Origin of the sequence: Vibrio quintilis (genome assembly GCF_024529975.1) — a bacterium.
GTDB classification, from domain to species: Bacteria; Pseudomonadota; Gammaproteobacteria; order Enterobacterales; family Vibrionaceae; genus Vibrio; species Vibrio quintilis.
Map to the genome: position 1 here is coordinate 1,280,433 of NZ_AP024897.1, position 24,401 is coordinate 1,304,833.

The window sequence follows — 24,401 nt, forward strand, 5'->3', positions numbered from 1 at the left end:
TTTATGTCTCAGTTAATGCAACAAAAAATCAGTGAGCTGGATATGGCGCTGACTGAGTTTACCATGCAGCCGGAGAAGCGGATTTTACTGCTCCATGCAACGGATAACGACTTTAAGGTAGCCTATCAATTTTTATCGATGCGGGCAGCATATAAAATAGAGTCTGTTGATGTCATTGTCCTGGCAGATTCGCCGTTTACAGAAGCTGAGCAGTATGCCAATCAGGCGGTGGTTGCGTTATGCCAGGCTTATGATCGCCTCAAGCCTTTATTACCTATCGGGGATCCTGAATTTCCGGATGAGCCATCGTTACCTGACTGGCAGCCGGAATTTATTGCTGATGACGGGGAAACCGGTATCGCGCGTTTCAACCGGCTAACACAGGAATTGACGCACCTTTACGGAGATTACTTCGATAAGCTGATGCTTTTCTTTATTCCGCCAACCGTTGCTTCTGCGGATGAATGGGTCTTATGTATGACCGCGCTGGCAGAACAGCTCACCAATAAAATCCGTCTGGGCCTGATTGACAACCTCACCCCTTTTTCACCGCTCCGGCAGGTACTGGATTTGCCGGATTCATCCATTGAGCAGGTCTGTTTTCAGGGGCAAAGCTACGACATGATGCTCGGGGTTCTTGATGAGCTGGCGCAACAGGATGAGCTGGTAGATTACCGGCGTTATCTGACCCAAACCTTTCAGTATCAGTCGCAGCAGGCACCGGAAAAAGCATTACAGGCGGCGCAGTCCGCATTACAGATTGCACAGCAACAGCAACTGAAAGAAGCGCAGGTGGTGGCACTGACGGCGCTCTATGCCACCTGTGTCAGCCTGCAGGATTATGAGCAGGCGCAGCAGCATACCCGGCAGGCATTATCTGTCGCGCAAACGGTGACAACCGAAGAACTGCCAGCCCGGGACCAGCTGGAAGCCATGGCTTATATCAATCTGGCAACGGCTGAGTTTCTCAGCTGCCGTTATGACCCGAGTGCTGCAAGCTATCTTGCTGCCGCGCAATTATTTCAGCATCAGGAAAACTGGATGATGTCGTATGAGAGCCTGCGGATGCGGGTGCTTTGCCTGACGCGGCTGAAACAGTATGACAAAGCATGGGAATCCGGTGCGGATGCGCTGGTTGCGGTATACCAAACACCTGAAGATTTATGGCAGAGCGGTACGTTGGCTTATCTGGGTAAAAATATGCAGCAGATCAGCCCCCGGCAGCCAAAAGACGAACAGCAAATTTTTTCAGCACATATGGCAGAACTGCTGGGAGAGCAGTGGCAGCAACTGACTGATGCGATCGATATGCCGGATTTGCCACCACAACAAGAAGGGAGTATCGCCTGATGGAAACCCTCAATCATCTGACGCCGGAACAGCTTGAGTTACAGGCAAAGCAATTGTTGAATGAACAACTGAAGCAGCAATTACAGCCCGGAGACCAGCCGATACACGAAGCATTGTTGAATCCTGTCTATCATCAGGCGTTTGCTCAGGCCTTTGTCAGTGCCAGTCTGAAAACACCAGGGGTTCAAACGATCTCTGAACCTTTACAACGTTATTTATCTCAGAGTGTATTAGCGCCGCAGGTACAGCAATTTAATGCAAAAGTGGCCGCAGCTTTAGCGGCTCAGGCACAAACTCCGGCGCAACTGGCACAGCAACTGCTGGCTCCGGATGTACTGGCGATTGATGAAGATGATCCGAAACTGGCTGCCTCTGAAGCGTCAGATGAGGCGGTGGGGGATATGACTGAGGCGACCGCAGCTGAGACGGACAATCAATCCGTTGCTGAGATAAAACAGCAAACCGCTGCTGAATCTGATTTATCAGAGAGGGAGCCGGTTGCTGAATCCTCATCTGTTGAGACACAGCAACATAAAGCCACTTCTCAATCAGAAACGGCAGCCGTTGCTGAGCATCCTGCACAGACTGAGAATTCATCATCAACCGGACAGCGTGCATCGCAAACTGACAGTTCAGCTCAAACACAAAAGAATACTGCGCAGGGCACCACGACACAGGCTGGCAGTACACCGGCGGCAGAATCCACATCATCCGCTTCGCCGGTCACCGAAGCTCCGCAACAGGCGCAGGTAACTACTGCGCCGGAAAACCGCGGACAAACGATTAATCAGATAAAATCCGGGGAAATGGAGACAGGCAGTCCGCTGGCGAACCAGGCTCTTGCCGCTTTGGGTGGGGCGATGCAGGAGCTGGAGAATGCCGGGACCGCGCTGGGGAAAGTGACCGGTGCACTCGGGCTGGCTTCAGCTGGCAGCCCCAGCGTGAAACACTTTGACCCGGTGATGGGTGTGGATGTTCATCTACTCGATTGCCCTCAGCCAACACCAATACCGGCTCCCTATATTGCGATGGTATTTGATTCCGGAGAATATATGGCTGAAGCGGCACAGGCCTGCTCAGCCGTTGGTTTGGGTGGCGTGGCAAAAGTGGCGGGTATGCTGGGTGGCTCCATTTATATAAATCAGTTTCATAAAGGCATGGCGTCAAGTGAAATGAAAAATATGCCACATACGCCATGGCATAACCCGGGAACCTTTAATGAAGGGGAAATCTTTATGGGTTCCTCTTCGGTGCTGACCGAAGGTGAACCGTTCAGCTATCAGGCGTTGCCGGGGCTGGACTGTAGCATGGTCGGTATTCCGACACCCGGCCGGGGAGATAAACCGAAAAAAACGCTGGCAATGGTGCTGCCGACCAGTATGCAATTGCCGTTACCACAACCCATGCCGGTGATCGTGGGTGGTGCGCCAACCATTTCAATGACGGCACTGGCGATGAAAGGCGTGATGAAAGGTGCCGGAGCGATTGGTAAAAAAGTGGCGAAGAAAGCCGGTGGGGCCGGAAAAAAACTTGGGGCTGCGGTCAAAAAATGGCAGAAAAAAAGCCGGGTGTGGAAAGCGATTAGCGGTAAATGTCATAAGGCTGCCGATAAGGTTTTCGATCAGAAATTACTGAAAAAATGTGACAATTTCCGGGAAGGTGTACACAACGCAATCTGTACCCTGACCGGTCACCCGATTGATGTGATTGCCGGTTATGTGACAACGGAACAGCAAACTGATATCTCACTGCCGGGGCCAATGCCGTTTGTCTGGCAGCGCTGTTATTACTCAGACAGTAGTTATCAGGGGCAATTGGGTTACGGTTGGCACCATAGTTACGACTATGCACTGCTCGATAATCACACTGACTATCTGTTGATTCAGTTACCTGATGGCCGCGCCTGCGGTACATTGCGGCCAAAACCGGGTAAACCGAGCCTGATGCCCGATATCCGGATGCATTTGTGTGTTGATAAACAAGGCACTTATTATCTTCAGGATTATTACGGCACGCAATATTACTTCGCGCAGGGATCCTTTTATGACGAAGAAAACTCCGGCCGGCGTTTCCCGTTATCCTGCATTCAGGACAGTCACCACAATCAGATTCGCTTCTGTTACCACGAGCATAATGGCCATCTGTATGCGATTTTTGACAGTGCCGGCCGGCGGCTGAATGTTTCCACCGATAAATATGGCCGGGTTACCGGGATTGGGCTGGATGATGGCCGCAACTCACATCCACTGGTGAGTTACGTGTATCAGGATCTGGATTTGGTACAGGTGCTGGACGCGAAGCATCAGCCGTTCAGTTATCAGTATCAGAACCACCTGCTGGTCAAAGAAACTAACCGGGTTGGCACAACTTATCACTTCCGCTGGGATGATGTCAGCAAGGGGGTGAAAGCCCGGGCGATCGCGACCTGGGGACGCAGTGAATCTTATCCGGAGCCCTTTTATGTCCGGGAACTGCACTACGATGATGACAAGCGTATTACCACAGTGACTGATGGGCGGGAAACCAGCATGGTTTACCACTGGCATCCGGTGCTGCCGGTGGTCAGTCAGGAAGTCGATCCGCTGGGTCACTCTACCCGTTATACCTTTGATGATTACCATAATCTGATCGGTACCACCGATGCGATGGGGTATCGCACTGCGTCTGAATACGATATTGCGAACCGGTTGATCTCAGAGACGGATGCCAAAGGCAATCAGACGGAATACATCTATCCGGAGCCTGGGGAAGATGCGCTGATTGATGGCCGGGTGATTGAAATTCATCAGGGGAAAAGCACCACCATCTTCAGCTACAACCCTCAGGGTGCAATGATTTGTCGCAAAAGTGACAGTGAATGGATTGAGCTGGACTACCATACTACCGGGCAGTTGCAGTCTGCGGTCAATAAAACTGCCGGGATTCAGCTGCTGAAATATGATTATGATGAGCATGGACTGCTTCGCACGGTATATGACAGTGACAATCAGCCAACTCGTTACGAATACAACCTGAGCGGGCTGGTGACTAAAGTCAGCAGTGCCTGCTTTGGAGAAACTGTGTTGCAGTATGACGCCTGTGGCAACCTGACGGAACGTCAGCATCAGAGCATGGCCGCAGAGCAGTTTGTCTATAATGCTGAAGGGCAGGTGAGCCGATATCAGGATGCCAGTGGCGCGGTGACTGAACTCGACTATCAGGGGTTGCCGTTTATCTGCTGTCGCACCCATGCCGATGGCCATGAACTGCATTATGAATACGACAGTGAGCTGAACCTGACGGCGCTGGTGAATGAAAACCGTGAGCGTTACGAGCTGCATTACGATGAGAAGGAGCGGCTGATTCAGGAAAAGGCGTTCGATGGCAGTACCGTCAGCTATCAGTATGCGCCGAACGATTTTCTGACCCGGCGTCAGGAAGGTGAACTGGGCTGGCAGCAGCATATCCGCGACCCGCTGGGCCGGTTAGAGAAAATCCTGTATCAGGACGGCGACTGTAGTCAGTTCAGTTATGATGAGCAGGGACGTTTGACTGAAGCTGGCAATAATCATCATATTACCCAATTTGAATATAACGACCAACACCAGTTAACGGCGCAAATTCAGGACGGTCAGCGAATTGCGTATGAGACCCAGCCAACCCATCACAGCCTGACCCTGCCCAATGGCCAGTGCCTGACGTATCACATTAGTGCCGGGCATAAACTCAGCCATATCAGTATCGATGGCAACGTGCTGTCCCGCTACGACTATGATGAGAAAGGGTTTGAGATTAAACAAAGTCTGGGCGCGATGACTCTGTTGCAGTCCTATGACCCTTATGGGCGACTGATTGAACAACGGGGAGAACATGCGCATCAGCCACAGCCGCTAACACGGCGTGGTTATGCTTATGATAAAGCCGGACGGGTGGCACAGATTCAGCGTCAGTTCGGTGGGCTACAAACCTTTGATTATGATAACCGGGGCCGGTTGCAACAAACCACGACCGGGGAGCAGCATCAGCAATATCGGTTTGATGCAGCAGGAAATCTGTTCCATGACGATCCGGCAGCAGACAATGGTCGTCAGCCGGTTTACACCCTGCACTTCAACAGCGGCAAAACTGATGGCGCAGCGTCGTATGTCCGGCATAATCAGCTGACCCGCAATGGGGAGCGGCATTGCCAATATGATGAATATGGGAATCGTATTCTCGAATCTTATGGCAATGGCACCTCACAGACCCGTTATTTCTATAACACGCAAAATCAGCTGACGGTGTTACAGAAAACCGTCGCCAGTCACACCACGCTGGTGATGAACTTTACTTATGATGCGCTGGGGCGGCGTTGCGCGAAATTCGTCACTGAGTATCACAATAATCAGCCGGTCAGACAGACCCGAACCAGTTTTCTGTGGGATGGTGATGTGTTGCTGGCGGAGCAGCAGAGCGAAACCGATCTGTTACAGGGAGAAGAGTTACCGCCGGTTTCATTTGCGCAACCGGATGTGGTGTATATTCACCGGCCAAACAGTTTTGAACCCCTGATGCAGCTGCGCCCGCCCGCAGCAGAAGACCTGCCTGAAGATGATATTCTTCCGCCGCCGCAGTTCAGTGTCTATTATTACCTCAACGACCATCTGGGCACGCCACAGGAACTGCTGGATAAACGGGGCAATATTGTCTGGCAGGCACTGACCAGCCCGTACGGCATGCTGGAGAAGCTGAAAGAAAATAAAGTCTCCAACCCGATTCGGCTACCCGGTCAGTATGCGGACGAAGAATCCGGGTTGCACTACAACCGGTTCCGCTATTATCATCCACAGGATGGGTGTTACCTCAACAGAGATCCGATCGGTTTATTGGGTGGGCTGAATCTGTATGATTATCCACGGGATCCGGTCAACTGGGGGGATCCGCTGGGGCTTGCAAAATTATTTGAACTTGGCACATACGGTAGTTTGAATGGTGGTTCAAATGTTGGTGATGGATTACAAGCTCACGAGATGATTAGGCATGAATTCTTAAAACAACAAGGCTTAGCTGGAGAATCAAGATTATCAGGAAATCCTTCTATAGCTTTAGATTTAGATCACCATACCAGAGGTATTGGCAAAGATACCAGAAAGATTGGGGGAGTCCATTTCCATGAACAGCAAATTCGTGCTGAGAAAGGACTTGGTCCTAATGATTTTCTTCCAACAATCAAAGGCGAACTGGATATTACATCTGAAGCTATGAGAAGAACAGGAATCCCTGAAGATAAAATATCTCTTCTTAGAAAAGATGCAGTTGAATTTTATAATGATAGAGTTGAAGTTTCGAAGAAAAAATTGAAATGTTAGGGGGTATAAAATGAGCATTGTTTTCAAAATTAATAAAGTAACAGATGATTATAAAGGAATAACATTTGGCGGTAGTGAATATACTCAAAAAGGTTGGCCAAAAAATCCTAATGGAGAGAGTCTCGAATTACTATGCTCTATAGATAGTAATATGGTTAATCAGAATTTGAGTGAAGATTTGTTTCCCCATGATACATATATATATGTGTATTCAACTTATAATGAAGGATATTTTTTAGATGATATTACTTATTTTGGTGATGCAGAAGAGTTGGAATATTTAAAACAAGGGTATACTAAAGTTGTTGTTACAAAAGAAGCTCATACAATTGGAAATGAAGCAAAATCAGTGAATGTTGACATAGATAAGTTCGAAATAGATGATGACTCATTTCCTGCTTTTTCTTTTTTATCAAAACATTTACCGAAAGGTTTGTCTGGTATTGAAGGGCTGCTCAATGATTATTATTTTGTTGGTCAGTTCTACTCATCAGATATACCTATAAAAAATGGTGGAGTTTTAGGGTTATCCGATGCTAATGGCTATCTTTTTTTGAGAAAAGAGTTTGAAGAAGGAGAAGATAGCGGACTTTTTTTTGTTCAAACAGCTTAATCCTCCACAGCGAGACTGTTCATTATTTTGTGTCATGCCCATTTTTATAAATCCAGATATTGAGTGTGAGTCGGGCTGGGAAATGGATGCTCAACAGAGACATCGTCAGATTCCTGTTTTGTACCGGATGCGAGTTATTATCGACCACAAAATAGTCTCGCCAAATGTGAGTGTTTACAGCGTCAAAACCACCTCTGCAAATATCCAACAAACTCAGAAACCCTGGGTGCGATATGCTTTCTCCCCGCATAGAAGGCATATAACACCAGATCTTCCGGTTCTGCTTCGGTGGGGATGATTTCCAGCTGGCCGGTTTCAATCTCCTGCTGGCAGGAGAGCTGCGGTAATATGGCAAATCCGAGCCCGGCGATGGCTGCGGATTTCGCAATGTGGCCGCTGTTCACTTTCAATGAGGTATTCACATGCTGGCGGATTGGGTGTTGGTTTTTATGTTTGAAAATCCACGGGCAGCCTTCCAGCGCAGTCAGGCTACTGATGCAGGGAAGACGGGTGAAATCGTGCAAATGAAAAGGTTTACCGCAGCGGGCGATTAACTGTGGTGATGCGACGACGACACTGTTTAAACGAAATATTTCTCTGGCGATCCAGCCGCTGTCTGTCAGCGAACCACGCTGATATTGCAGGATGACATCAAAGCCATCGAGCAGGGTTTCTCTGGCGCTGACACTGGTTTCGCAGCTGAGCGAGATACCCGGATGACTGACACAGAATGAGGTGATGGCATTGGCCAGTTCAGGAATATCCGGAACCAGAATTTTCAGCTGACCTGACAGCGCCTGAGATTGTGTACTGACGTCTTCCAGTGCATCGTGAAGCGCAGTGAATAACCGTTTCGTTGCCGTATACAGTTGTTCGCCACTGCCGGTTGGCGACACCCGGCGGGTGGTTCGTTCCAGTAAGCGTGTTCCCAGCTTTTCTTCCAGTAACGCCACATGACGGCTGACATTCGATGTTGGCAGTACCAGCTGTTCTGCGGCTTGCTTAAAACTCTGATGTTCGTAGACACTGTGAAAGCTTTTCAGCCAGAGTGGGTCAATCTGGTCAATCATTTTATTTTTATTATCCTGTTTTATTGGATAATGAAACCTGAATCAGCCACTTTATCTCTGAATGTGGGTTTATACAATGTGCTTTTCACTGTTTCCGTTTACTTTTCCTGCTTAATTTTTCCGGTATAGCGGGGATCTCATCCGATAAGGACACTTATGTTAAACCCGCTTCATTTGATAAAAACAAAATGTCATGGTGCCGTCTGCCTCTGTTTCATGGCTCAGTTTCTGGCCGCGCTTGATGCACTGATAATTGTGCCGTTGAGTGCCGACATCGTGCTGGATGCCGGGGTGCCAGCTGCACGGGCCGGTTATCTGACCACGGCTTATTCACTGGCTGCCGCTGCTGCCGGGTTGATTTTGAACGTTTCTCAGGATAAACGGCGGGAAAAACGCAGAATACTGCTTTATCTTGCAGGGATCTCAGTGGCAACTCTCAGCCTTTCATTGGTAAATCATTTTGGTTTGATGCTGGTGATGCGCATGGTGGCTGGTTTCTTTGGCGGCGGGCTGACTTTAGTCAATCTGAACTATGTGCTGATGCTATCGACGGATCAAAACAAGAAACAGCAGACGGCGACTGTACTGAGTGCCTTTCCGCTGGCACTGGCCGTGGGTGTGCCGGGGTTGCTGTTTGTTGCGGCTGATCACTGGCGTTCCGGTTTTGTCTGCCTTGGTTTGATGCTCGCTGGTCTGTTGATGTGTGTCTGGCGGGGATTACCGTCTTCATCTGCGACGGAGAAGGCCCGGAAACAGAGGAAAGAGTGCGGTAAAGAACGTGAAGAGACATTAGTGACTCAGGCACCACCGCTGAATGACGGCCTGCTATGGCTTTCTGTCGGGGTTATTTTTGCTGCAATACTGAGTACTTTTATGGTGTCAACCCAGTATCCGGTGATGCTACAGGTGAATTTTGGTGTTTCGGAACATCTGCTGAGCGGATGCTATATTCTGAGTGGTGCATGTTCTTTTCTGACTGTGCAGCTATATGGCAGGGTTTCGGCTGCAAATTTTCCGGCACACCGGGTGATTTGGTTGCTTTCTGTGCTGATGATGGTTGCAACCTGGGCCGGATTTTATGCATCCGGACCGCAGATCGCAGCGAGCGGTTTTGTGATTTTTGTTGTGGTCAGTGCCTCGCGGACACTGATACTGATGACGGAAGTGATCAGTACTTTACCGCTCCGGGAGCGGATGAAAATGATGGGTCTGCAAAATTTACTTCAGCATCTGGCGGTGGGGATTGGCGGGGCGCTGGGGAGTTTACTGATCGTCACACTGGCCGGGCAGCGGTTAGATTTTACCGGTATGCTGCAGGTTGGGTTGCCATTCATGTTGTGTTCACCGCTGTTATGGCAGTTGAGATCCCGAATGTTATGCAGATCTGAAGAAGCCGTGAACAGAAAAGAAGCAAGCTGATAAACGAAGATGATATCTTAACCAATCAGGAGGAAAAACAATGAAAATCAGCCGATTGGATCATTTGGTACTGACCGTGAGAGATATTCCGGCGACCGTTGATTTTTATTCCCGGGTGCTGGGAATGGAGGTGGTGACCTTTGCCCAGGGACGAACCGCTCTCATCTTTGGACAGCAAAAAATCAACCTGCATCAGTCAGGGCGTGAATTTGAGCCCAAAGCCGGATGTGTGATGCCGGGAAGTACTGATCTCTGTTTTATTCTCGAACAATCGCTCGCACATGCGGTTGAAGTTCTGGAAAAACATGGCGTGCCGTTAATTGACGGGCCGGTTGAACGGACCGGCGCGGTGGGGAAAATCCGTTCTGTGTATTTCAGAGACCCGGATCAAAACCTGATCGAAGTCTCTGAATATCTGAGTCAGTCGGGTTCAGCGCCTGAAGATTTACGCCCGTCAGGTGAGTTTGAATGGCCTTAACAGGCAGCATCCGGCTGGTCCGGATGCTGCCTGTTGGTGAAGGTAAATAATTGATTAAATCCAGCTATTTGTTCAGATAAGCGGTGACTGAATCGACAATCCCGGCGGCGTCCAGCCCCAGTTCTGCATGGAGTTCTTCCTGCGTTCCCTGAGCGACAAACTGATCCGGCAGGCCAAGATTGAGGACCGGCAGAATACATTTTTCCTGCATCAGGAACTCGATGACACCCGCACCGGCACCACCGGCGATGACATTCTCTTCGACAGTGACCAGCACATCATGCGTTGCAGCCAGATTGCGAATCAAATCTTCATCCAGTGGTTTCACAAAGCGCATATCGGCAACAGTGGCATTGAGTGTTTCAGCCGCTTTCAGTACGTTGGGCAGTAGTGTACCGAAGCTGAGAATTGCCACCTTGTCACCGCTGCGAACCTGCCGTCCCCGGCCGATCTCCAGCGCGGTGAACTCAGCCTGAATCTCTGCGCCGCAGCCTTTACCGCGCGGATAACGGATGGCGGCTGGCCCCTGATGAAGATGGCCGGTATACAGCATCTGGCGACATTCATTCTCATCACTTGGTGCCATAATCGTCATGTTCGGAATACAGCGCAGAAAGCTTAAATCAAAAGCGCCCTGATGGGTCTGACCGTCTGCACCGACTAATCCGGCCCGGTCAATCGCGAACATCACCGGTAAGTCCATAATTGCCACATCATGAATCAGCTGATCATAGCCGCGTTGTAAGAAGGTTGAATAAATGGCAACGATCGGATGTTGTCCGCCAATCGCCATACCGGTTGCCAGTGTGACTGCGTGTTGTTCCGCGATCGCTACATCAAAGTATTGTTCCGGATACTCTTTGGAAAAGCGGACCATCCCGGAGCCTTCGCGCATGGCCGGGGTGATCGCCATCAGTTTTGGATCTTCTGCAGCCATGTCACACAGGAAATCACCAAAGACTTTCGAGAAAGTCGGCTCCGGTGAACTGACTTTAGGCAGCGATGTTTCATCCGGGTTGAATTTTGGCACGCCATGATAACCAATCGGATCTTTTTCAGCCGGTTCGTAACCTTTACCTTTTTTGGTCATGATGTGCAGAAATTGCGGCCCTTTCAGTTCCCGCATGTTTTTCAGGGTTTTGACCAGTTCCACTACATCGTGACCATCAACCGGACCAATATAGTTAAAGCCAAGTTCTTCAAACAGTGTGCCGGGAACCACCATGCCTTTGAGGTGTTCTTCGGTTTTTTTCGCCAGCCGCTGAATCGGCGGGATACCGGAAAGCACTTTTTTACCGCCTTCACGGATAGAAGTGTATAAATGGCCGGAAAGCAGCTGAGCTAAGTGATTATTCAGCGCGCCGACATTTTCCGAAATCGACATTTCGTTATCGTTGAGTACCACCAGCATATCAGGATGCAGATCGCCGGCATGGTTCATCGCTTCAAACGCCATACCCGCAGTAATCGCTCCATCACCGATCACGCTGACCACTTTTCTGGATTGATTTTCCCGCTCAGCACTGATGGCCATCCCTAAACCTGCGCTGATTGATGTGGAAGAATGCCCGACAGACAAGGTGTCATACTCACTTTCTTCACGCCACGGGAAGGGATGAAGCCCGTCTTTCTGCCGGATGCTGGACATTTGATCCCGCCGTCCGGTCAGAATTTTATGCGGATACGCCTGATGGCCGACATCCCAGATCAGTTGATCAAATGGCGTGTTATAAACGTAATGCAGGGCGACGGTGAGTTCAACCGTGCCCAGACCGGAGGCCAGATGCCCGCTCGACTGGCTGACAGAAGTGAGCAGGTAAGTTCTGAGTTCTTCACATAGCTTCGGCAGCATATCTTTCGGGAGCTGTCGCAGCTCATCCGGAGTATTTGCTAATGCCAGTGTCGGATATTTTGAAATATCAAGAGTCATAGGTGACGCGCTTATCGTGTAATTAATTTTTGCGCTCGATGACATATCGGGCGAATTTTTCTAATAAATCTGTGTTGTAAGGTATCTCTGCTAAAGCCTGAATGGCTTCATCAAATAATGCAAAAGCTTTTTGTTGTGCGCCGTCCAGTCCCAGCAGAGCAGGGTATGTGCTTTTGTTAAGTTTATCATCAGAGCCTTGTGGTTTTCCAAGAGTTTGTGTATCACTGATGATATCCAGAATGTCATCCTGCACCTGGAATGCCAGGCCGACGGCACTGGCGTATTGTTTCAGCATCGGCAGTATTTCATGACCGGCCGGCCCGGCTGCAAGTGCACCAAGCTGTACTGCGCAAGTGATCAGAGCGCCTGTTTTGTGCCGGTGAATCGTTTCGAGTTCATCCAGACCCACAGCCCTGTTTTCAGCGCTGAGATCCAGTGCCTGTCCGATGCACATACCAGACGCGCCGGATGCCTGAGCCAGCATCTGAATCATGTGGATTCGGTTCGGTTCTGCATCCGGAGACAAATCACCCTCTGATAAAATGGAGAATGCCAGGGTTTGAAGTGCATCTCCGGTTAAAATGGCAGTGGCTTCATCAAACTTTACATGGCAGGTTGGATGACCGCGCCGCAGGCTGTCGTTGTCCATTGCCGGTAAATCATCATGAATCAGAGAATAAGCATGAATACATTCAATCGCGCAAGCCGGCGTATCGAGATGTGCCGTAGCGCTGCCAAGCATTTCACCTGTTGCGTAGACAAGAAACGGTCTGGCCCGTTTACCACCAAGCAACAGCCCGTACCGCATTGCCTGAATCAGCGATTGATTCTGGTGCGGTAAGCGTTCGAGCCACTGGTTTAACTGCTGATTGTTTCGTTTCTGGTATGTGTTTAAGGTGTCTATCATATATCTGGTTGTCACCGGTTTAGCTGTCGGCGTTATCGCCTGAGCCGGAAAAGTCATCTAACGGGGCGGTATCACTGTCATTAAGTAATATTTTAACACGTTGTTCTGCTTCAGAAAGTTTTGCCTGTCCTGCCCGGGTCAGTGCAATGCCTCTTTCAAATGTTTTCAAAGCATCTTCCAGTGGTAAATCACCGCCTTCAAGCTGGCTGACGAGTGTTTGCAGCTCTTCGATGGTGGCTTCGTAGGACATATTTTCAGGTTTCTTATTAGCCATGTCTGTTCCGGTCTTTATCGCGATGTGTGGAAAGTTACCCCAGGCCGAAGGGATGGTCAAATAGAACCCGTCCGAATTTAAATCTGCAAAGATAAAAATTTTCCAGGTTCACGGAATCCGGGGCTCGTATTTGATATCTATTCTGTCGGATTCATTCATGAAATCCTTGAACACCCCTGCTACGCTCTAAGAAACAGATTTACATGAGATAATTTTTCAGTTGTATTTTTAACGGTCGTTTCAGTATAAACTGACGAGGTTCTTCAATAATTTTATTAAAGATTTGATGAAATTGCCGATATTTGAGTCAGAGAACTCTCAAAAAGTGAATGGTAGCATGAGGAGTGCTTCGTGGATTTAGCAACACTGATTGGCCTGGTTGGCGGCTTGGGTTTTGTCGTCATGGCGATGATTTTGGGTGGCGGACTGATGATGTTTGTCGATGTCACCTCTGTTTTGATTGTTATCGGCGGTTCATTTTGCGTCGTGATGATGAAGTTTACTCTGGGGCAGTTTTTTGGTGCCGCTAAAATTGCAGTGAAGGCATTCATGTTTAAAGTGGATGAGCCTGAGGAATTAATTGCCAGAATCGTTGAAATGGCAGATGCTGCGCGTAAAGGCGGATTTCTTGCTTTGGAAGAGATGGAAATCACTAACAGTTTCATGCAAAAAGGCATTGATTTGCTGGTGGATGGCCATGATGCTGACGTGGTTCGTGCTGCGTTGCAAAAAGATATTCTTCTGACAGAAGAGCGGCATGAGTCTGGCGCAAGTGTGTTTAAGGCTTTTGCTGATGTGACTCCGGCGATGGGAATGATCGGGACACTGGTTGGTCTGGTTGCGATGTTGTCAAACATGGATGACCCGAAATCTATCGGGCCGGCGATGGCGGTTGCGTTGTTGACAACGTTATATGGTGCAATTCTGGCGAACATGGTGTTTTTCCCGATTGCGGATAAATTGTCGCTGCGTCGCGGACAGGAAACGTTGAATCGCCGTTTGATTATGGACGGTGTACTGGCCATTCAGGACGGACAAAACCCTCGGGTGATTGACAGCTATCTGAAGAATTACCTCAGTGAAGGTAAGCGGATGATTGACGTTGACAATGAATAATTCCGGAGAATGACGTAATGGATGAAGAAGAGAATTGTAAATGTCCGCCCCCCGGTGCACCTGCCTGGATGACGACGTTTTCCGATTTGATGTCGCTGTTGATGTGCTTTTTCGTATTGCTGCTTTCATTTTCCGAGATGGATGTTCTGAAGTTCAAACAGATCGCAGGGTCGATGAAGTTTGCGTTTGGTGTGCAGAACCGGCTGGAAGTGAAAGATATTCCGAAAGGAACCAGCGTGATTGCTCAGGAATTCCGTCCGGGCCGGCCGGAGCCGACTCCGATTGACGTGATCATGCAGCAAACGATAGATATCACCCAGCAAACACTTGAATTTCAGGAAGGTGATGAAGACTAGGCGGGTGGTACGCAACGGGAAGCCGGTGATTTGACCGGAGGACAGTCTCCGGAGGATTCTACCAAAGACAATCAGAACGAAGAATCGATTGAGGAGCGTCAGCAGGAATCCGTTTCTACCGTTGATGAAATGGAAGTGGTTTCTGAAAATATTAAGCAGGCACTTTCCCGTGAGATTGAGCAGGGTGCGATTGAAGTTGAGAATTTAGGTCAGGAGATCGTTATCCGGATTCGTGAAAAAGGCGCATTCCCGAAAGATTCAGCATTCCTGCAACCGAAATTCAGACCGCTGGTCAGACAGATTGCAGAGTTGGTGAAAGATGTACCGGGTGTTGTCCGGATTTCCGGCCATACTGATAATCAGCCGCTTGATTCAGAACTGTATCGTTCAAACTGGGATCTTTCCGCGCAGCGTGCGGTTTCTGTTGCTCAGGAAATGGAGAAAGTTCCTGACTTTGATCACGGGCGGCTTGAAGTGCGGGGCATGGCGGATACGCAGCCTGTTGCTTCCAACGATACTGCGTTAGGCCGGTCGGAAAACCGTCGTGTGGAAATCAGTATCTTGCAGGGTAAACCTTTGTATAGTGATGAAGTGAAGGCTGTCACGCCGGATCAGACGAATCAGTAATCCATTCCAATCCCATATGGTGATATTAAAGGCAGGCTGTCAGAGCCTGCCTTTTGTTTTTTCTGCACCAGTGTTTTTCCTGTCAGGGTTTCCTCATTTCCCTCATCTCATGTATAATCTTGCGCCTTCATCAATGAGTGTTTGCTGTACTTCAGATGAAAGTACCCCAGACGTATGTGTAAGTTTTTATCCGGATTGCGAAGTATCTTATGAAATTTATTGTTAAACCTCATCCTGAAATCTTTGTGAAAAGTGAATCAGTCCGTAAACGTTTTACGAAAATTCTTGAGTGTAATATTCGCAATATCGTAAAGAGCCGGACAGAATCTGTTGCTGTTTATAATCGTCGTGATCACATTGAGGTGACGGCTGTTTCCGATCAGTATTATCAGGAAGTGGTGGAAATTCTTACGCATACGCCGGGCATTCACCATGTCCTGGAAGTCGAGCAATCGGAATTCACCGATTTACATGACATTTATCAGCAGGTCTTAGCGCATCACCGTCACAATATCGAAAATAAGACATTTGTGGTTCGGGCTAAGCGACGTGGTAAGCATGACTTTACCTCAATTGAACTGGAACGCTATGTTGGCGGTGGCCTGAATCAGGCTGTTGAAAGTGCTAAGGTTAAGCTGAACAAACCTGATATCACCATTAAGGTTGAAATTGCAGATGATAAGCTGAACCTGATTATTGCCAGACATAAAGGGTTAGGTGGCTTTCCTCTGGGAACACAGGAAGATGTGTTGAGCCTGATTTCCGGCGGGTTTGATTCCGGGGTTTCCAGCTATCTGCATATCAAACGTGGCTCAAAAGTTCATTACTGCTTCTTCAATCTGGGTGGGCCGGCACACGAAATCGGCGTGAAACAGGTCGCCTCTTATCTGTGGAATAAATATGGTTCATCGGCAAAAGTCCGGTTTATTTCGGTCGACTTTGAACCGGTTGTGGCCGAAATTCTGGAAAAAGTCGATGACGGTCAGATGGGCGTGGTGCTTAAGCGGATGTTTATGCGGGCTGCGGGCATGATTGCAGAACGTTTTGGTATTCAGGCGTTAGTCACCGGAGAAGCGTTAGGCCAGGTATCCAGCCAGACACTAACCAATTTGCGTCATATTGATGGTGTAACAGATCGGTTGATTTTGCGTCCGCTGATTAACTGGGACAAAGAAGATATCATCAATCTGGCCAGAGATATTGGCACAGAAGATTTTGCCAAAACCATGCCGGAATACTGTGGTGTGATTTCCAGAAAGCCGACGGTCAAAGCGGTAAAAGAAAAGCTGGAAGCGGAAGAAGATAATTTTGACTTCTCCATTCTGGACGATGTGGTACATCAGGCGCGTCAGATGGATATCCGTGATATCGAAAAAGAAAGTCAGCAGGAAGTACCGGATATTGAGCTGGTCGATGCGGTGAATGAGCATGCGGTAGTGCTCGATATCCGCAGTCCGGATGAAGAAGACGAGCATCCGCTGGAGATTGATGGTGTCGAAGTTCGTCACTTACCTTTCTATAAACTGGCAACTCAGTTTGGCGATTTAGATCAGTCTAAAACTTATCTGCTTTATTGTGCTCGTGGTGTGATGAGTCGTTTGCAGGCGCTTTATCTGAAAGAGCAGGGGTTCGATAACGTGAAAGTTTACCGGCCAACTGCGTAAGTTTATCCCCGGTTTATATACCGTTTGATTAAAGCAATAGATTGAGCAGCCTTCGGGCTGCTTTTTTGTGTTCAACGGATTTTGTGTTCAGCGGATTGTTTGTATGATTTTTCATCAATAAATATAGTGTCAACAGGTTTGAATTCAATGAGAGGAAAAACAGGTTTTCAGGGTGGGCAAATACAAAAACGCACCGCCATAAAGGCGGTGCAAACATTTGACAGACAGGTCAAAATTTAATACAGGAAGTATGTTTCTATAACATATTCGTTACAAAAACGGTGGTAAATACCACCAGACTCGAAATACGAGCTTGCAAACACAACATCGCAACACAAAGTCTAATGATTCACAAGGGAATCAAGCCGTTAAGACTTGTTTGCGGGGCAGAATATAGAATTTTTCTGGAGGTCTCACAACGGACAAATTATAATGCTTCGCATTAAAAAAACTAATCCGTAATTTTAGGACGAAAGTGTGAATAAAAAATTACCACCACTAAATTCATTACGTGTTTTTGAATCGGCTGCACGTCACTTAAGTTTTACCAAGGCTGCTGAAGAATTGTTTGTGACCCAGGCTGCAGTGAGCCATCAAATCAAATCACTAGAAGAGTTTCTTGGGATTAAGCTTTTTATCAGAAGAAATCGCTCTTTATTACTAACAGATGAAGGACAAAATTATTTTTTCGATATCAAAGATGTTTTTACCTTTATTCAGGATGCGACGAATAAATTGCTGGAACGGAGTGAAAAAGGCGCTTTAACCATTAGTTTGCCTCCCAGTTTTGCTATTCAATGGCTGGTGCCGCGTTTGGCGGACTTTAACCGGCAGCAGCCTGATATTGATGTTCGGATAAAAGCAGTTGATAAGTATGAAGGGTCATTGCTTGATGATGTCGATGTTGCTATTTATTACGGCAAAGGGCTTTGGCCCGGCCTGAGGGCTGATAAGTTGTATCAGGAGTTTTTAATACCGCTGTGTGCCCCGTCTTTAATCCATGAAGGTTATGCGTTTCAGTCACTGAATGATCTGCAGCACCACACGCTATTACATGACGAATCCCGCAAAGACTGGCAACAGTTTACAAGGGAAAACGGGTTAGAACTTGAAAATGTGAATTATGGCCCTATTTTCAGTCATTCAACCATGGTTTTACAGGCAGCGGCGCTGGGGCAGGGGATTGCTCTGGGAAATAACGTTCTGGCGCAACCAGAAGTTGATGCTGGGCGTTTGGTGGCACCATTTGATAAAGTATTAATGACGGACAATGCTTTCTATCTGGTTTGCCATGAAACTCAGGCACATACCGGACGGATAGCGACATTCCGTAACTGGATGCTCAACCGGGCAAGACAGGAACAAGAGGTAATATTAGATGAAGGAATCGCAGTTGATTAGTGGTCATGACGGGCCGGTTTTCATTTTTGCCCACGGTGCAGGTGCCGGGATGATGCATCCGTTTATGGAGACCATGACCCGGCATCTGGTCCGGCATGGCATCCGGGTGGTCAGGTTTAATTTTCCTTATATGATTCGTCAGCAGCAGGAAGAGAAGAAGTTTCCGCCGGATCGCGCTCCTAAGCTGCTTGAAGCATTTGAGCAGATGATTGAGGCCCATGGGCAGCAGGGGGTGGTTATTGGTGGTAAGTCGATGGGCGGGCGTATGGCCAGCCTGCTGGCTGATCATCCGTCTGTTAAAGGGGTTGCGTGTCTTGGTTTTCCATTTCATCCGCCGGGTAAACCGGAAAAAATGAAAGGAGAACATCTGGCCGATTGTCCGGTGCCTTGTTTAATTCTGCAGGGAGAGCGGGATACATTTGGTAAACGGGAAGAAGTGGAACAGATGAATTTCAGTCAGCAGGTTCGGCTGGAGTTTATTCCTGATGGCGATCATAGTTTTAAACCCCGTAAGCGCTCCGGTTATACGGAAGAAGAAAATCTGGCAAATGCAGCGGAGTTGTTAGGCCGGTTTATCCGGGAGGTGATGGATGAAAACTAAAGGGTTGTTCACTTTCGCAGCATGCTCTGGTGCTTTAAGCGTGATATTGGGGGCATTTGCCGCACATGGGCTGAAATCAGTATTATCTCCCTACTTGCTGGGTGTGTTTGAAACCGGTGTGCATTATCAGTTTATTCATACTTTATCGATCTTGTGCTGCGCTATCATGCTTTATCTCTTGCGGAGCGACGATGAAAATAAAGCACGGAAATATTTCTGTCGGGCTGCGATTTGCTTTATGATCGGCATCTTTTGCTTTAGTGGCAGTTTATATCTGTTAGCGCTGACCGGAGTGAAATGGTTGGGGCCGGTGACGCCTTTTGGTGGATTATGCTTTATTGTCGGCTGGCTCACCATGATGATGGCTGCGTGGAATATGAAAGAGGTGAGTTCGTGAAGCAGGTTATGCTTTATTGCCGTGCTGGTTTTGAAAAAGACTGTGCGGGAGAAGTTCAGGAGAAAGCTACAAATATAGAAGTATTTGGCTTTCCGCGTTTAGAAAGAAATTCCGGTTATGTGCTGTTTGAGTGCTATCAGGACGGTGATGCGGAACGCTTGATTCGTGAACTGGACTTTAACAATCTGATTTTTACCCGGCAGTTTTTTGCGGTTGCCTGCAGTTTTGAGGCGTTGCCGGAACATGATCGGGTCACACCTTTGCTGAATGAACTGAATGGAATGGAAGGGTTTCCCCGCTGTGGAGATCTGCGTGTTGAAACGCCGGATACCAATGAAGCGAAATCTCTGCTGAAATTCTGCCGGAAATTTACCGTGCCGCTTCGTCAGGCTTTACGTGGCAAAGGGATACTGTTCCATAAAGAAAATGCCAAAAAGCCTGTATTGCATGTCTGCTTTGTCAAACCGGGGCATTGTTATCTGGGGTATTCATTCAGTGACAACAACTCGGCTTTTTTTATGGGAATTCCCCGGCTCAAATTTCCATCCGATGCACCCAGCCGTTCAACGCTCAAGCTGGAAGAAGCATTTCATGTCTTTATTCCCCGTCCGGAATGGGATGAACGTTTAGCTTCTGGTATGTGGGCGGTTGATTTAGGTGCATGTCCCGGCGGCTGGACATATCAGCTGGTAAAGCGCTCGATGTTTGTTCATGCCGTGGATAACGGCATGATGGCAGACAGCCTGATGGACACCGGGCAGGTTAAACATCACATGGAAGATGGTTTTAAGTTTGAGCCACTGAAGAAAAACGTCACCTGGCTGGTGTGCGATATGATTGAGAAACCCTCCAGAGTCGCGCAGTTAATGGGAGAATGGCTGATTCGCGGCTGGGCGAAGGAAGCGATCTTTAATTTGAAATTACCAATGAAAGGTCGTTACGAAGAGGTCTCTGAAGATATCGAAAATCTGAAACTGTTTTTTAAGGAGAATCAGATACAGTTTAAGCTTCAGGCAAAACATCTTTATCATGACCGGGAAGAAATCACGGTTCATGTTCAGATCCTTTCCCGAATTTCTCCTTATTAATCTGTTCAGGGGCTGAGCTGACTCTGCCCCTGAAGCTTCTTTCCCCGGTTTAATGTTCAGGCTGGTGATAACGGATGTCCTGCAGGTTAAAGCCCAGTTGAATGTCTGTTTTGAGTGTTGCGACGGCTTTACATGCAATCGCCAGTTCCCGGTGTTCTGTCAGCTTTTTCCGGTACTTTTCAGCCAGTGTATCGCAATTGAATGCTTCTTCCATGTTTTTACAATGGGTCAGAATCTCTTTGGCGGCTTTTGGACCAACTCCGGGGATGCCGGATACCTGGCTGGAACTGATGCCGGCCAGCCCCCAGAAATCTGTCAGCTGAGACGGGCGGACACCAAACTCCCGTTCGATAAATGGCGTATCGAGCCAACGGTGCTGAAAATAATCCCGGATTCTGAGTGTCGGCGATAATAACTGGCAGTAACCTTTATCCGTAGAAATGATGGTCACCTGCTCTTGTCGGGCGGCAACTTTCATTGCCAGTGTTGCCACCAGATCGTCTGCCTCATCCCCCTCAGAAAGCAGTGAATCGAGGCCCATTTCCCACCAGGATTGCTGGATTGCATCCAGATTTTGCTTCAGGGGTTCCGGCATCGGTTTACGCTTTTCTTTGTATCCGGGCAGCAGTTTTCCCCGCCAGCCTTTATCTTCAGAATCATGATCAAAAACAGCAATCATATGCGTGGGTTGTGTTTCCTGAATGATTTTTGAAAGAGTTTTAGTCGTGGTATTGATGGTTCTCCGGATATCTTCAGGGTCGGGTTGTGCGGAATGAACACGCCGGATGAGATTGAGTGCATCGATGATGACCAGATGTAATGACATGAGCTAAAAATAATAAGGGCAGGGGCCCTTATTGTAATCAAATCGCACTGTTTTTCAAAGGCGGGAAATTTGCGAAGCATGCAGTTGTTATCAGGTTGAGATTTGGTAACAGGGGTCATAGGCATGACCTCCCGGAAGTTTCATCCTATCCTGAGCAACAAAATCTTTCAGTAGCTTATCCATTTTCCGCATCAGTTCCGGCAGGCCATCAATGATGAATGGACCAAATTCTTCGATCTCCCGGATACCTTCCGCTTTAACATTCCCGGCAACAATTCCGGAGAAAGCTTTACGCAAATTGGCAGCCAGTGATTCAGGTGCCTGATCAAGATGTAAGTCCAGATCCGCCATGGTTTCGTGAGTCGGAATAAATGGCAGCTGAAATTCAGGCGCAACTTTCAGTGACCAGTTAAAGCTGTAGGCATCGCCCTGTTCTTTCCGGTATTGACGGACTTCCGGCATTTTCTGGCTCATCACTCTGGCCGCTTCTGCCGGGTCATCAATGATAATCTGATAATGCTTACGGGCGGCTTCGCCCAGTGTATCTTTGATAAACTCATCCAGTGAACGGAAATAGTCTTCACTTTCTTTCGGGCCGGTTAACACAATTGGCAGGGGTTGATCAGCATTCTCCGGATGCATCATGATCCCCAGAATATAGAGCAGCTCTTCAGCCGTGCCCGGCCCGCCCGGGAAAATGATAATGCCGTGTGCCATACGAACAAACGCTTCAAGGCGTTTTTCAATATCCGGCATGATAATGAGTTCATTGACGATTGGGTTTGGTGGCTCAGCAGCAATAATCGAGGGTTCAGTCAGCCCGATATAACGCGCGTTATTATACCTTTGTTTGGCATGGCCAATGGCTGCACCTTTCATCGGGCCTTCCATTGCACCGGGGCCGCAGCCGGTACAAATATTCATTTCACGTAGTCCGAGTTCATTCCCCACTTCCCGTGTGTATTGATATTCCGTCGGGTTGATGGAATGCCCGCCCCAGCAGACAACCATATTGGGAACGACGCCCGGAATTAAAGTCCCGGCATTACGCAGAATACTAAAGACCAGATTGGTAATATGAATCGAATTGGTCATGTTCAGGCGCTGACTTTCGGCAACATGCATGTTGACGTACACAATGTCACGTAACACGGAGGAGAGATGCTCCTGAATTCCTTTAATAATTTCCCCATCAACAAAGGCATGGGCCGGCGGGTTTGACAGCTCCAGCTTGATGCCACGTTCCCTGCGGAGAACGTTAACATCAAAATTCTGGTACTTATCCAGAAGTTCCTTCGAGTTATCGGTGTGGCTGCCTGAGTTGAGAACAGCCAGCGTGCAGTTACGGTACAATTGATACAAATCGCCACTTGAGGCGGTTTTCTTTAAACGCTCAACCTCAAGTTGCGACAATAAGTTCATACTTCCTGTCGGACTAATATGTGTAATCATGAAGGTCTCCTGTTCCCGGAAACTGGATCAGTTCTCTTGGTTATAATGTGTTGTATAACCCGGTTATTACTGATGTTTATCTCAGTGACCGGGTATTCGTTTAACTCTATGATTTTCATTACCAATCTAGTTGGGTGTCAGTTTATCCGGAAACTTGTTTACATCAATTATGAGAGACTCTTCACATGATTGATACAATTGCGGCTAAAAAACGTACAGTTATTGCCATGATGTCTGATCGGGGCCTTTATCTTTGATTCTGTAAAGTCGCTGATAAAGTCGTTCCAGCGTTTCTTCCGGTGAGTCATCTTCCTGAAAAGGGACACAGATACTGCTGATGGTTATTTTCAGCTCCTGATCTTTAAATTTAAAAGGGATATTCCGGATGTTGTGCTGGATATTCTGGATTAATGAATAACATTCCTGTTCTTCCCGATCCGGGAGAATGATTAAAAACTCTTCACCGGAAATCCGGGCCACGGTATCTGTGGCTGTTGTTTCTTTCATGATCGCTCTGGCAATAATCTTGAGTGCTTTATCCCCGGCAGGATACCCAAAATGTCTGTTAATTGATTTGAAGTTATCAATATCAAACAAAGCGAGCCTTAAAGGATGCCGGGTTCGTATCCAGCGATGATATTCCAGTTCCAGACGATGATGCAGCGCAGTCCGGTTATAGACCTTGGTGAGTGGATCTTTTAGCGCCCGCTCTGCCTGATCTTCCAGCCGGTGACGAAAGTTTTGCGTGATTTCATAGCTTGTTTCGATCCGGTTTTGTGTGACTTCAAGACTTTCCTGATACGCCTTATCATGACTTTCAGATGCTTCAAACTGGTGTGATAAGGTGGTGAACTGATTGATTAGTTTCGATAATTCATTTTTCAGTTCATCAGAATCCTGAGTGCTTTGCAAAATCGTATGGCTTTTTCCGACCAGCTGTGAAAACTCCTGATGCATCGATTGACGGTTCAGACAAATCTGGTGGTGGTGTTCAATATTTCGCTTGGTCGAACTCAGACAATTTGCCAGCGAGTTATTGATCTGTTTCAGATATTGCTCAGAGCGGCTGCGTTCGTGGCCGGTTCCCTGGATCAGTAACTGAAATACTTCCAGCGTGAGTTCCAGCAACTGTTCAGGTTTGACCCCGGTCAGCAGTCTGGCCCGGATATCAAACAGAATATCTCCGGCTTCTCCGCCGAAATCCAGCTCAGAGATTAATGTCTGAAGCTCATCTGACAGCCGGTTAAATAACTCCTGCTCGATTGAAAGCCGGATATTGTGTTCCTTCAGCTCCGGATTGACTGCAAAGATTTTAATCGCACGCTCGTAAAGATTGAGCAGATGAAAAGCCTGCTTTGCTTTGGTCTCATGATGAATCTCACTAAAATTAAGTAAATCTCTGATTTCTCTCTTAATTTTTGGAGGAAGACCGGGGATCTTCAGTAATGTTTTACCGCTCTGGTGTATCAGGTATTCAGTATTGTTGAGGTGTTTTTCCATAACTA

Annotated in this window: 18 protein-coding genes and 1 pseudogene; 12 read left to right on the forward strand and 7 right to left on the reverse strand. The window is 47.9% G+C overall.

Features of this window, described 5'->3' with window-relative positions:
- Positions 1-3: 3 nt before the first annotated feature.
- The 3 genes from OC443_RS06075 to OC443_RS06085 are packed head-to-tail and all read left to right on the forward strand — an operon-like array spanning position 4 to position 7,290.
- Positions 4-1,350: a hypothetical protein gene (locus OC443_RS06075; RefSeq protein WP_073579616.1), complete on the forward strand. Its 1,347-nt coding sequence runs from the start codon at positions 4-6 to the stop codon at positions 1,348-1,350.
- Positions 1,350-6,677: an RHS repeat-associated core domain-containing protein gene (locus OC443_RS06080; protein WP_073579617.1), complete on the forward strand. Its 5,328-nt coding sequence runs from the start codon at positions 1,350-1,352 to the stop codon at positions 6,675-6,677. Before OC443_RS06075 ends, OC443_RS06080 begins: the two co-directional genes overlap by 1 nt.
- A gap of 10 nt (positions 6,678-6,687) precedes the next feature.
- Positions 6,688-7,290 (forward strand): hypothetical protein, encoded by a 603-nt coding sequence (locus OC443_RS06085; protein WP_073579618.1) that lies wholly within the window; start codon positions 6,688-6,690, stop codon positions 7,288-7,290.
- 182 nt (positions 7,291-7,472) lie between these two features.
- Here the strand turns inward: OC443_RS06085 and OC443_RS06090 are convergent, their stop codons facing one another.
- Positions 7,473-8,360 carry a LysR family transcriptional regulator gene (locus OC443_RS06090; protein ID WP_073579619.1) on the reverse strand — a complete coding sequence of 296 codons (888 nt, stop codon included), beginning with the start codon at positions 8,358-8,360 and terminating at the stop codon, positions 7,473-7,475.
- Between the two features lie 156 nt (positions 8,361-8,516).
- Between OC443_RS06090 and OC443_RS06095 the strand changes: the two genes are divergently transcribed.
- Both OC443_RS06095 and OC443_RS06100 read left to right on the forward strand, forming a co-directional pair.
- Positions 8,517-9,779 carry an MFS transporter gene (locus OC443_RS06095; RefSeq protein ID WP_073579620.1) on the forward strand — a complete coding sequence of 421 codons (1,263 nt, stop codon included), beginning with the start codon at positions 8,517-8,519 and terminating at the stop codon, positions 9,777-9,779.
- Between the two features lie 40 nt (positions 9,780-9,819).
- Positions 9,820-10,257 carry a VOC family protein gene (locus OC443_RS06100; RefSeq protein WP_073579621.1) on the forward strand — a complete coding sequence of 146 codons (438 nt, stop codon included), beginning with the start codon at positions 9,820-9,822 and terminating at the stop codon, positions 10,255-10,257.
- Positions 10,258-10,321: 64 nt separating this feature from the next.
- Here OC443_RS06100 and dxs read toward each other — a convergent pair whose 3' ends face one another.
- The 3 genes from dxs to xseB are packed head-to-tail and all read right to left on the reverse strand — an operon-like array spanning position 10,322 to position 13,368.
- Entirely contained in the window at positions 10,322-12,187 is a 1,866-nt protein-coding gene (gene dxs, locus OC443_RS06105; RefSeq protein WP_073579622.1) for a 1-deoxy-D-xylulose-5-phosphate synthase, read from the reverse strand.
- A 22-nt stretch (positions 12,188-12,209) separates the two neighbouring features.
- On the reverse strand, positions 12,210-13,094 hold the full coding sequence (ispA, locus tag OC443_RS06110; protein ID WP_073579623.1) for a (2E,6E)-farnesyl diphosphate synthase: 885 nt from the start codon (positions 13,092-13,094) through the stop codon (positions 12,210-12,212).
- A 19-nt stretch (positions 13,095-13,113) separates the two neighbouring features.
- Positions 13,114-13,368 carry an exodeoxyribonuclease VII small subunit gene (gene xseB / locus OC443_RS06115; protein ID WP_073579624.1) on the reverse strand — a complete coding sequence of 85 codons (255 nt, stop codon included), beginning with the start codon at positions 13,366-13,368 and terminating at the stop codon, positions 13,114-13,116.
- A 351-nt stretch (positions 13,369-13,719) separates the two neighbouring features.
- Here xseB and pomA point away from each other — a divergent pair, with 351 nt between their 5' ends.
- The 7 genes and pseudogenes from pomA to rlmM all read left to right on the forward strand — a co-directional run bounded on the left by pomA (position 13,720) and on the right by rlmM (position 20,618).
- The gene (pomA, locus tag OC443_RS06120) at positions 13,720-14,484 is read left to right on the forward strand and encodes a flagellar motor protein PomA (RefSeq protein WP_073579625.1); all 765 of its coding nucleotides are present in this window, start codon (positions 13,720-13,722) and stop codon (positions 14,482-14,484) included.
- Positions 14,485-14,501: 17 nt separating this feature from the next.
- Positions 14,502-15,467: pseudogene (locus OC443_RS06125) on the forward strand (flagellar motor protein MotB).
- Positions 15,468-15,676: 209 nt separating this feature from the next.
- The gene (gene thiI / locus OC443_RS06130) at positions 15,677-17,131 is read left to right on the forward strand and encodes a tRNA uracil 4-sulfurtransferase ThiI (protein WP_073579626.1); all 1,455 of its coding nucleotides are present in this window, start codon (positions 15,677-15,679) and stop codon (positions 17,129-17,131) included.
- Positions 17,132-17,608: 477 nt separating this feature from the next.
- A complete protein-coding gene (locus OC443_RS06135) occupies positions 17,609-18,532 on the forward strand; it encodes a transcriptional regulator GcvA (RefSeq protein WP_073579627.1) in 924 nt (307 codons plus the stop codon).
- A complete protein-coding gene (locus OC443_RS06140) occupies positions 18,510-19,133 on the forward strand; it encodes an alpha/beta fold hydrolase (protein ID WP_073579628.1) in 624 nt (207 codons plus the stop codon). Before OC443_RS06135 ends, OC443_RS06140 begins: the two co-directional genes overlap by 23 nt.
- Positions 19,123-19,530 carry a DUF423 domain-containing protein gene (locus OC443_RS06145; protein WP_073579629.1) on the forward strand — a complete coding sequence of 136 codons (408 nt, stop codon included), beginning with the start codon at positions 19,123-19,125 and terminating at the stop codon, positions 19,528-19,530. The genes OC443_RS06140 and OC443_RS06145 overlap by 11 nt, the downstream gene beginning before the upstream one ends.
- Positions 19,527-20,618, forward strand: a complete 1,092-nt coding sequence (gene rlmM, locus OC443_RS06150) for a 23S rRNA (cytidine(2498)-2'-O)-methyltransferase RlmM (RefSeq protein WP_073579630.1) — start codon at positions 19,527-19,529, stop codon at positions 20,616-20,618. The genes OC443_RS06145 and rlmM overlap by 4 nt, the downstream gene beginning before the upstream one ends.
- A gap of 49 nt (positions 20,619-20,667) precedes the next feature.
- Here the strand turns inward: rlmM and xni are convergent, their stop codons facing one another.
- The 3 genes from xni to OC443_RS06165 form a co-directional block, all read right to left on the reverse strand.
- On the reverse strand, positions 20,668-21,444 hold the full coding sequence (gene xni / locus OC443_RS06155) for a flap endonuclease Xni (protein WP_073579631.1): 777 nt from the start codon (positions 21,442-21,444) through the stop codon (positions 20,668-20,670).
- A gap of 90 nt (positions 21,445-21,534) precedes the next feature.
- On the reverse strand, positions 21,535-22,896 hold the full coding sequence (gene ppnN / locus OC443_RS06160) for a nucleotide 5'-monophosphate nucleosidase PpnN (protein ID WP_073579632.1): 1,362 nt from the start codon (positions 22,894-22,896) through the stop codon (positions 21,535-21,537).
- Positions 22,897-23,115: 219 nt separating this feature from the next.
- Positions 23,116-24,396 (reverse strand): sensor domain-containing diguanylate cyclase, encoded by a 1,281-nt coding sequence (locus OC443_RS06165; protein ID WP_073579633.1) that lies wholly within the window; start codon positions 24,394-24,396, stop codon positions 23,116-23,118.
- Positions 24,397-24,401 lie beyond the last annotated feature (5 nt).

Bases quoted from the DNA above. Each gene is read 5' to 3' on its own strand.
- xseB (WP_073579624.1), bottom strand. From the start codon at position 13,368: ATGGCTAATAAGAAACCTGAAAATATGTCCTACGAAGCCACCATCGAA.
- OC443_RS06145 (WP_073579629.1), top strand. From the start codon at position 19,123: ATGAAAACTAAAGGGTTGTTCACTTTCGCAGCATGCTCTGGTGCTTTA.
- dxs (WP_073579622.1), bottom strand. From the start codon at position 12,187: ATGACTCTTGATATTTCAAAATATCCGACACTGGCATTAGCAAATACT.
- OC443_RS06165 (WP_073579633.1), bottom strand. From the start codon at position 24,396: ATGGAAAAACACCTCAACAATACTGAATACCTGATACACCAGAGCGGT.
- OC443_RS06140 (WP_073579628.1), top strand. From the start codon at position 18,510: ATGAAGGAATCGCAGTTGATTAGTGGTCATGACGGGCCGGTTTTCATT.
- thiI (WP_073579626.1), top strand. From the start codon at position 15,677: ATGAAATTTATTGTTAAACCTCATCCTGAAATCTTTGTGAAAAGTGAA.
- OC443_RS06080 (WP_073579617.1), top strand. From the start codon at position 1,350: ATGGAAACCCTCAATCATCTGACGCCGGAACAGCTTGAGTTACAGGCA.
- OC443_RS06075 (WP_073579616.1), top strand. From the start codon at position 4: ATGTCTCAGTTAATGCAACAAAAAATCAGTGAGCTGGATATGGCGCTG.
- OC443_RS06090 (WP_073579619.1), bottom strand. From the start codon at position 8,360: ATGATTGACCAGATTGACCCACTCTGGCTGAAAAGCTTTCACAGTGTC.
- xni (WP_073579631.1), bottom strand. From the start codon at position 21,444: ATGTCATTACATCTGGTCATCATCGATGCACTCAATCTCATCCGGCGT.
- OC443_RS06095 (WP_073579620.1), top strand. From the start codon at position 8,517: ATGTTAAACCCGCTTCATTTGATAAAAACAAAATGTCATGGTGCCGTC.
- OC443_RS06085 (WP_073579618.1), top strand. From the start codon at position 6,688: ATGAGCATTGTTTTCAAAATTAATAAAGTAACAGATGATTATAAAGGA.
- ispA (WP_073579623.1), bottom strand. From the start codon at position 13,094: ATGATAGACACCTTAAACACATACCAGAAACGAAACAATCAGCAGTTA.
- OC443_RS06100 (WP_073579621.1), top strand. From the start codon at position 9,820: ATGAAAATCAGCCGATTGGATCATTTGGTACTGACCGTGAGAGATATT.
- ppnN (WP_073579632.1), bottom strand. From the start codon at position 22,896: ATGATTACACATATTAGTCCGACAGGAAGTATGAACTTATTGTCGCAA.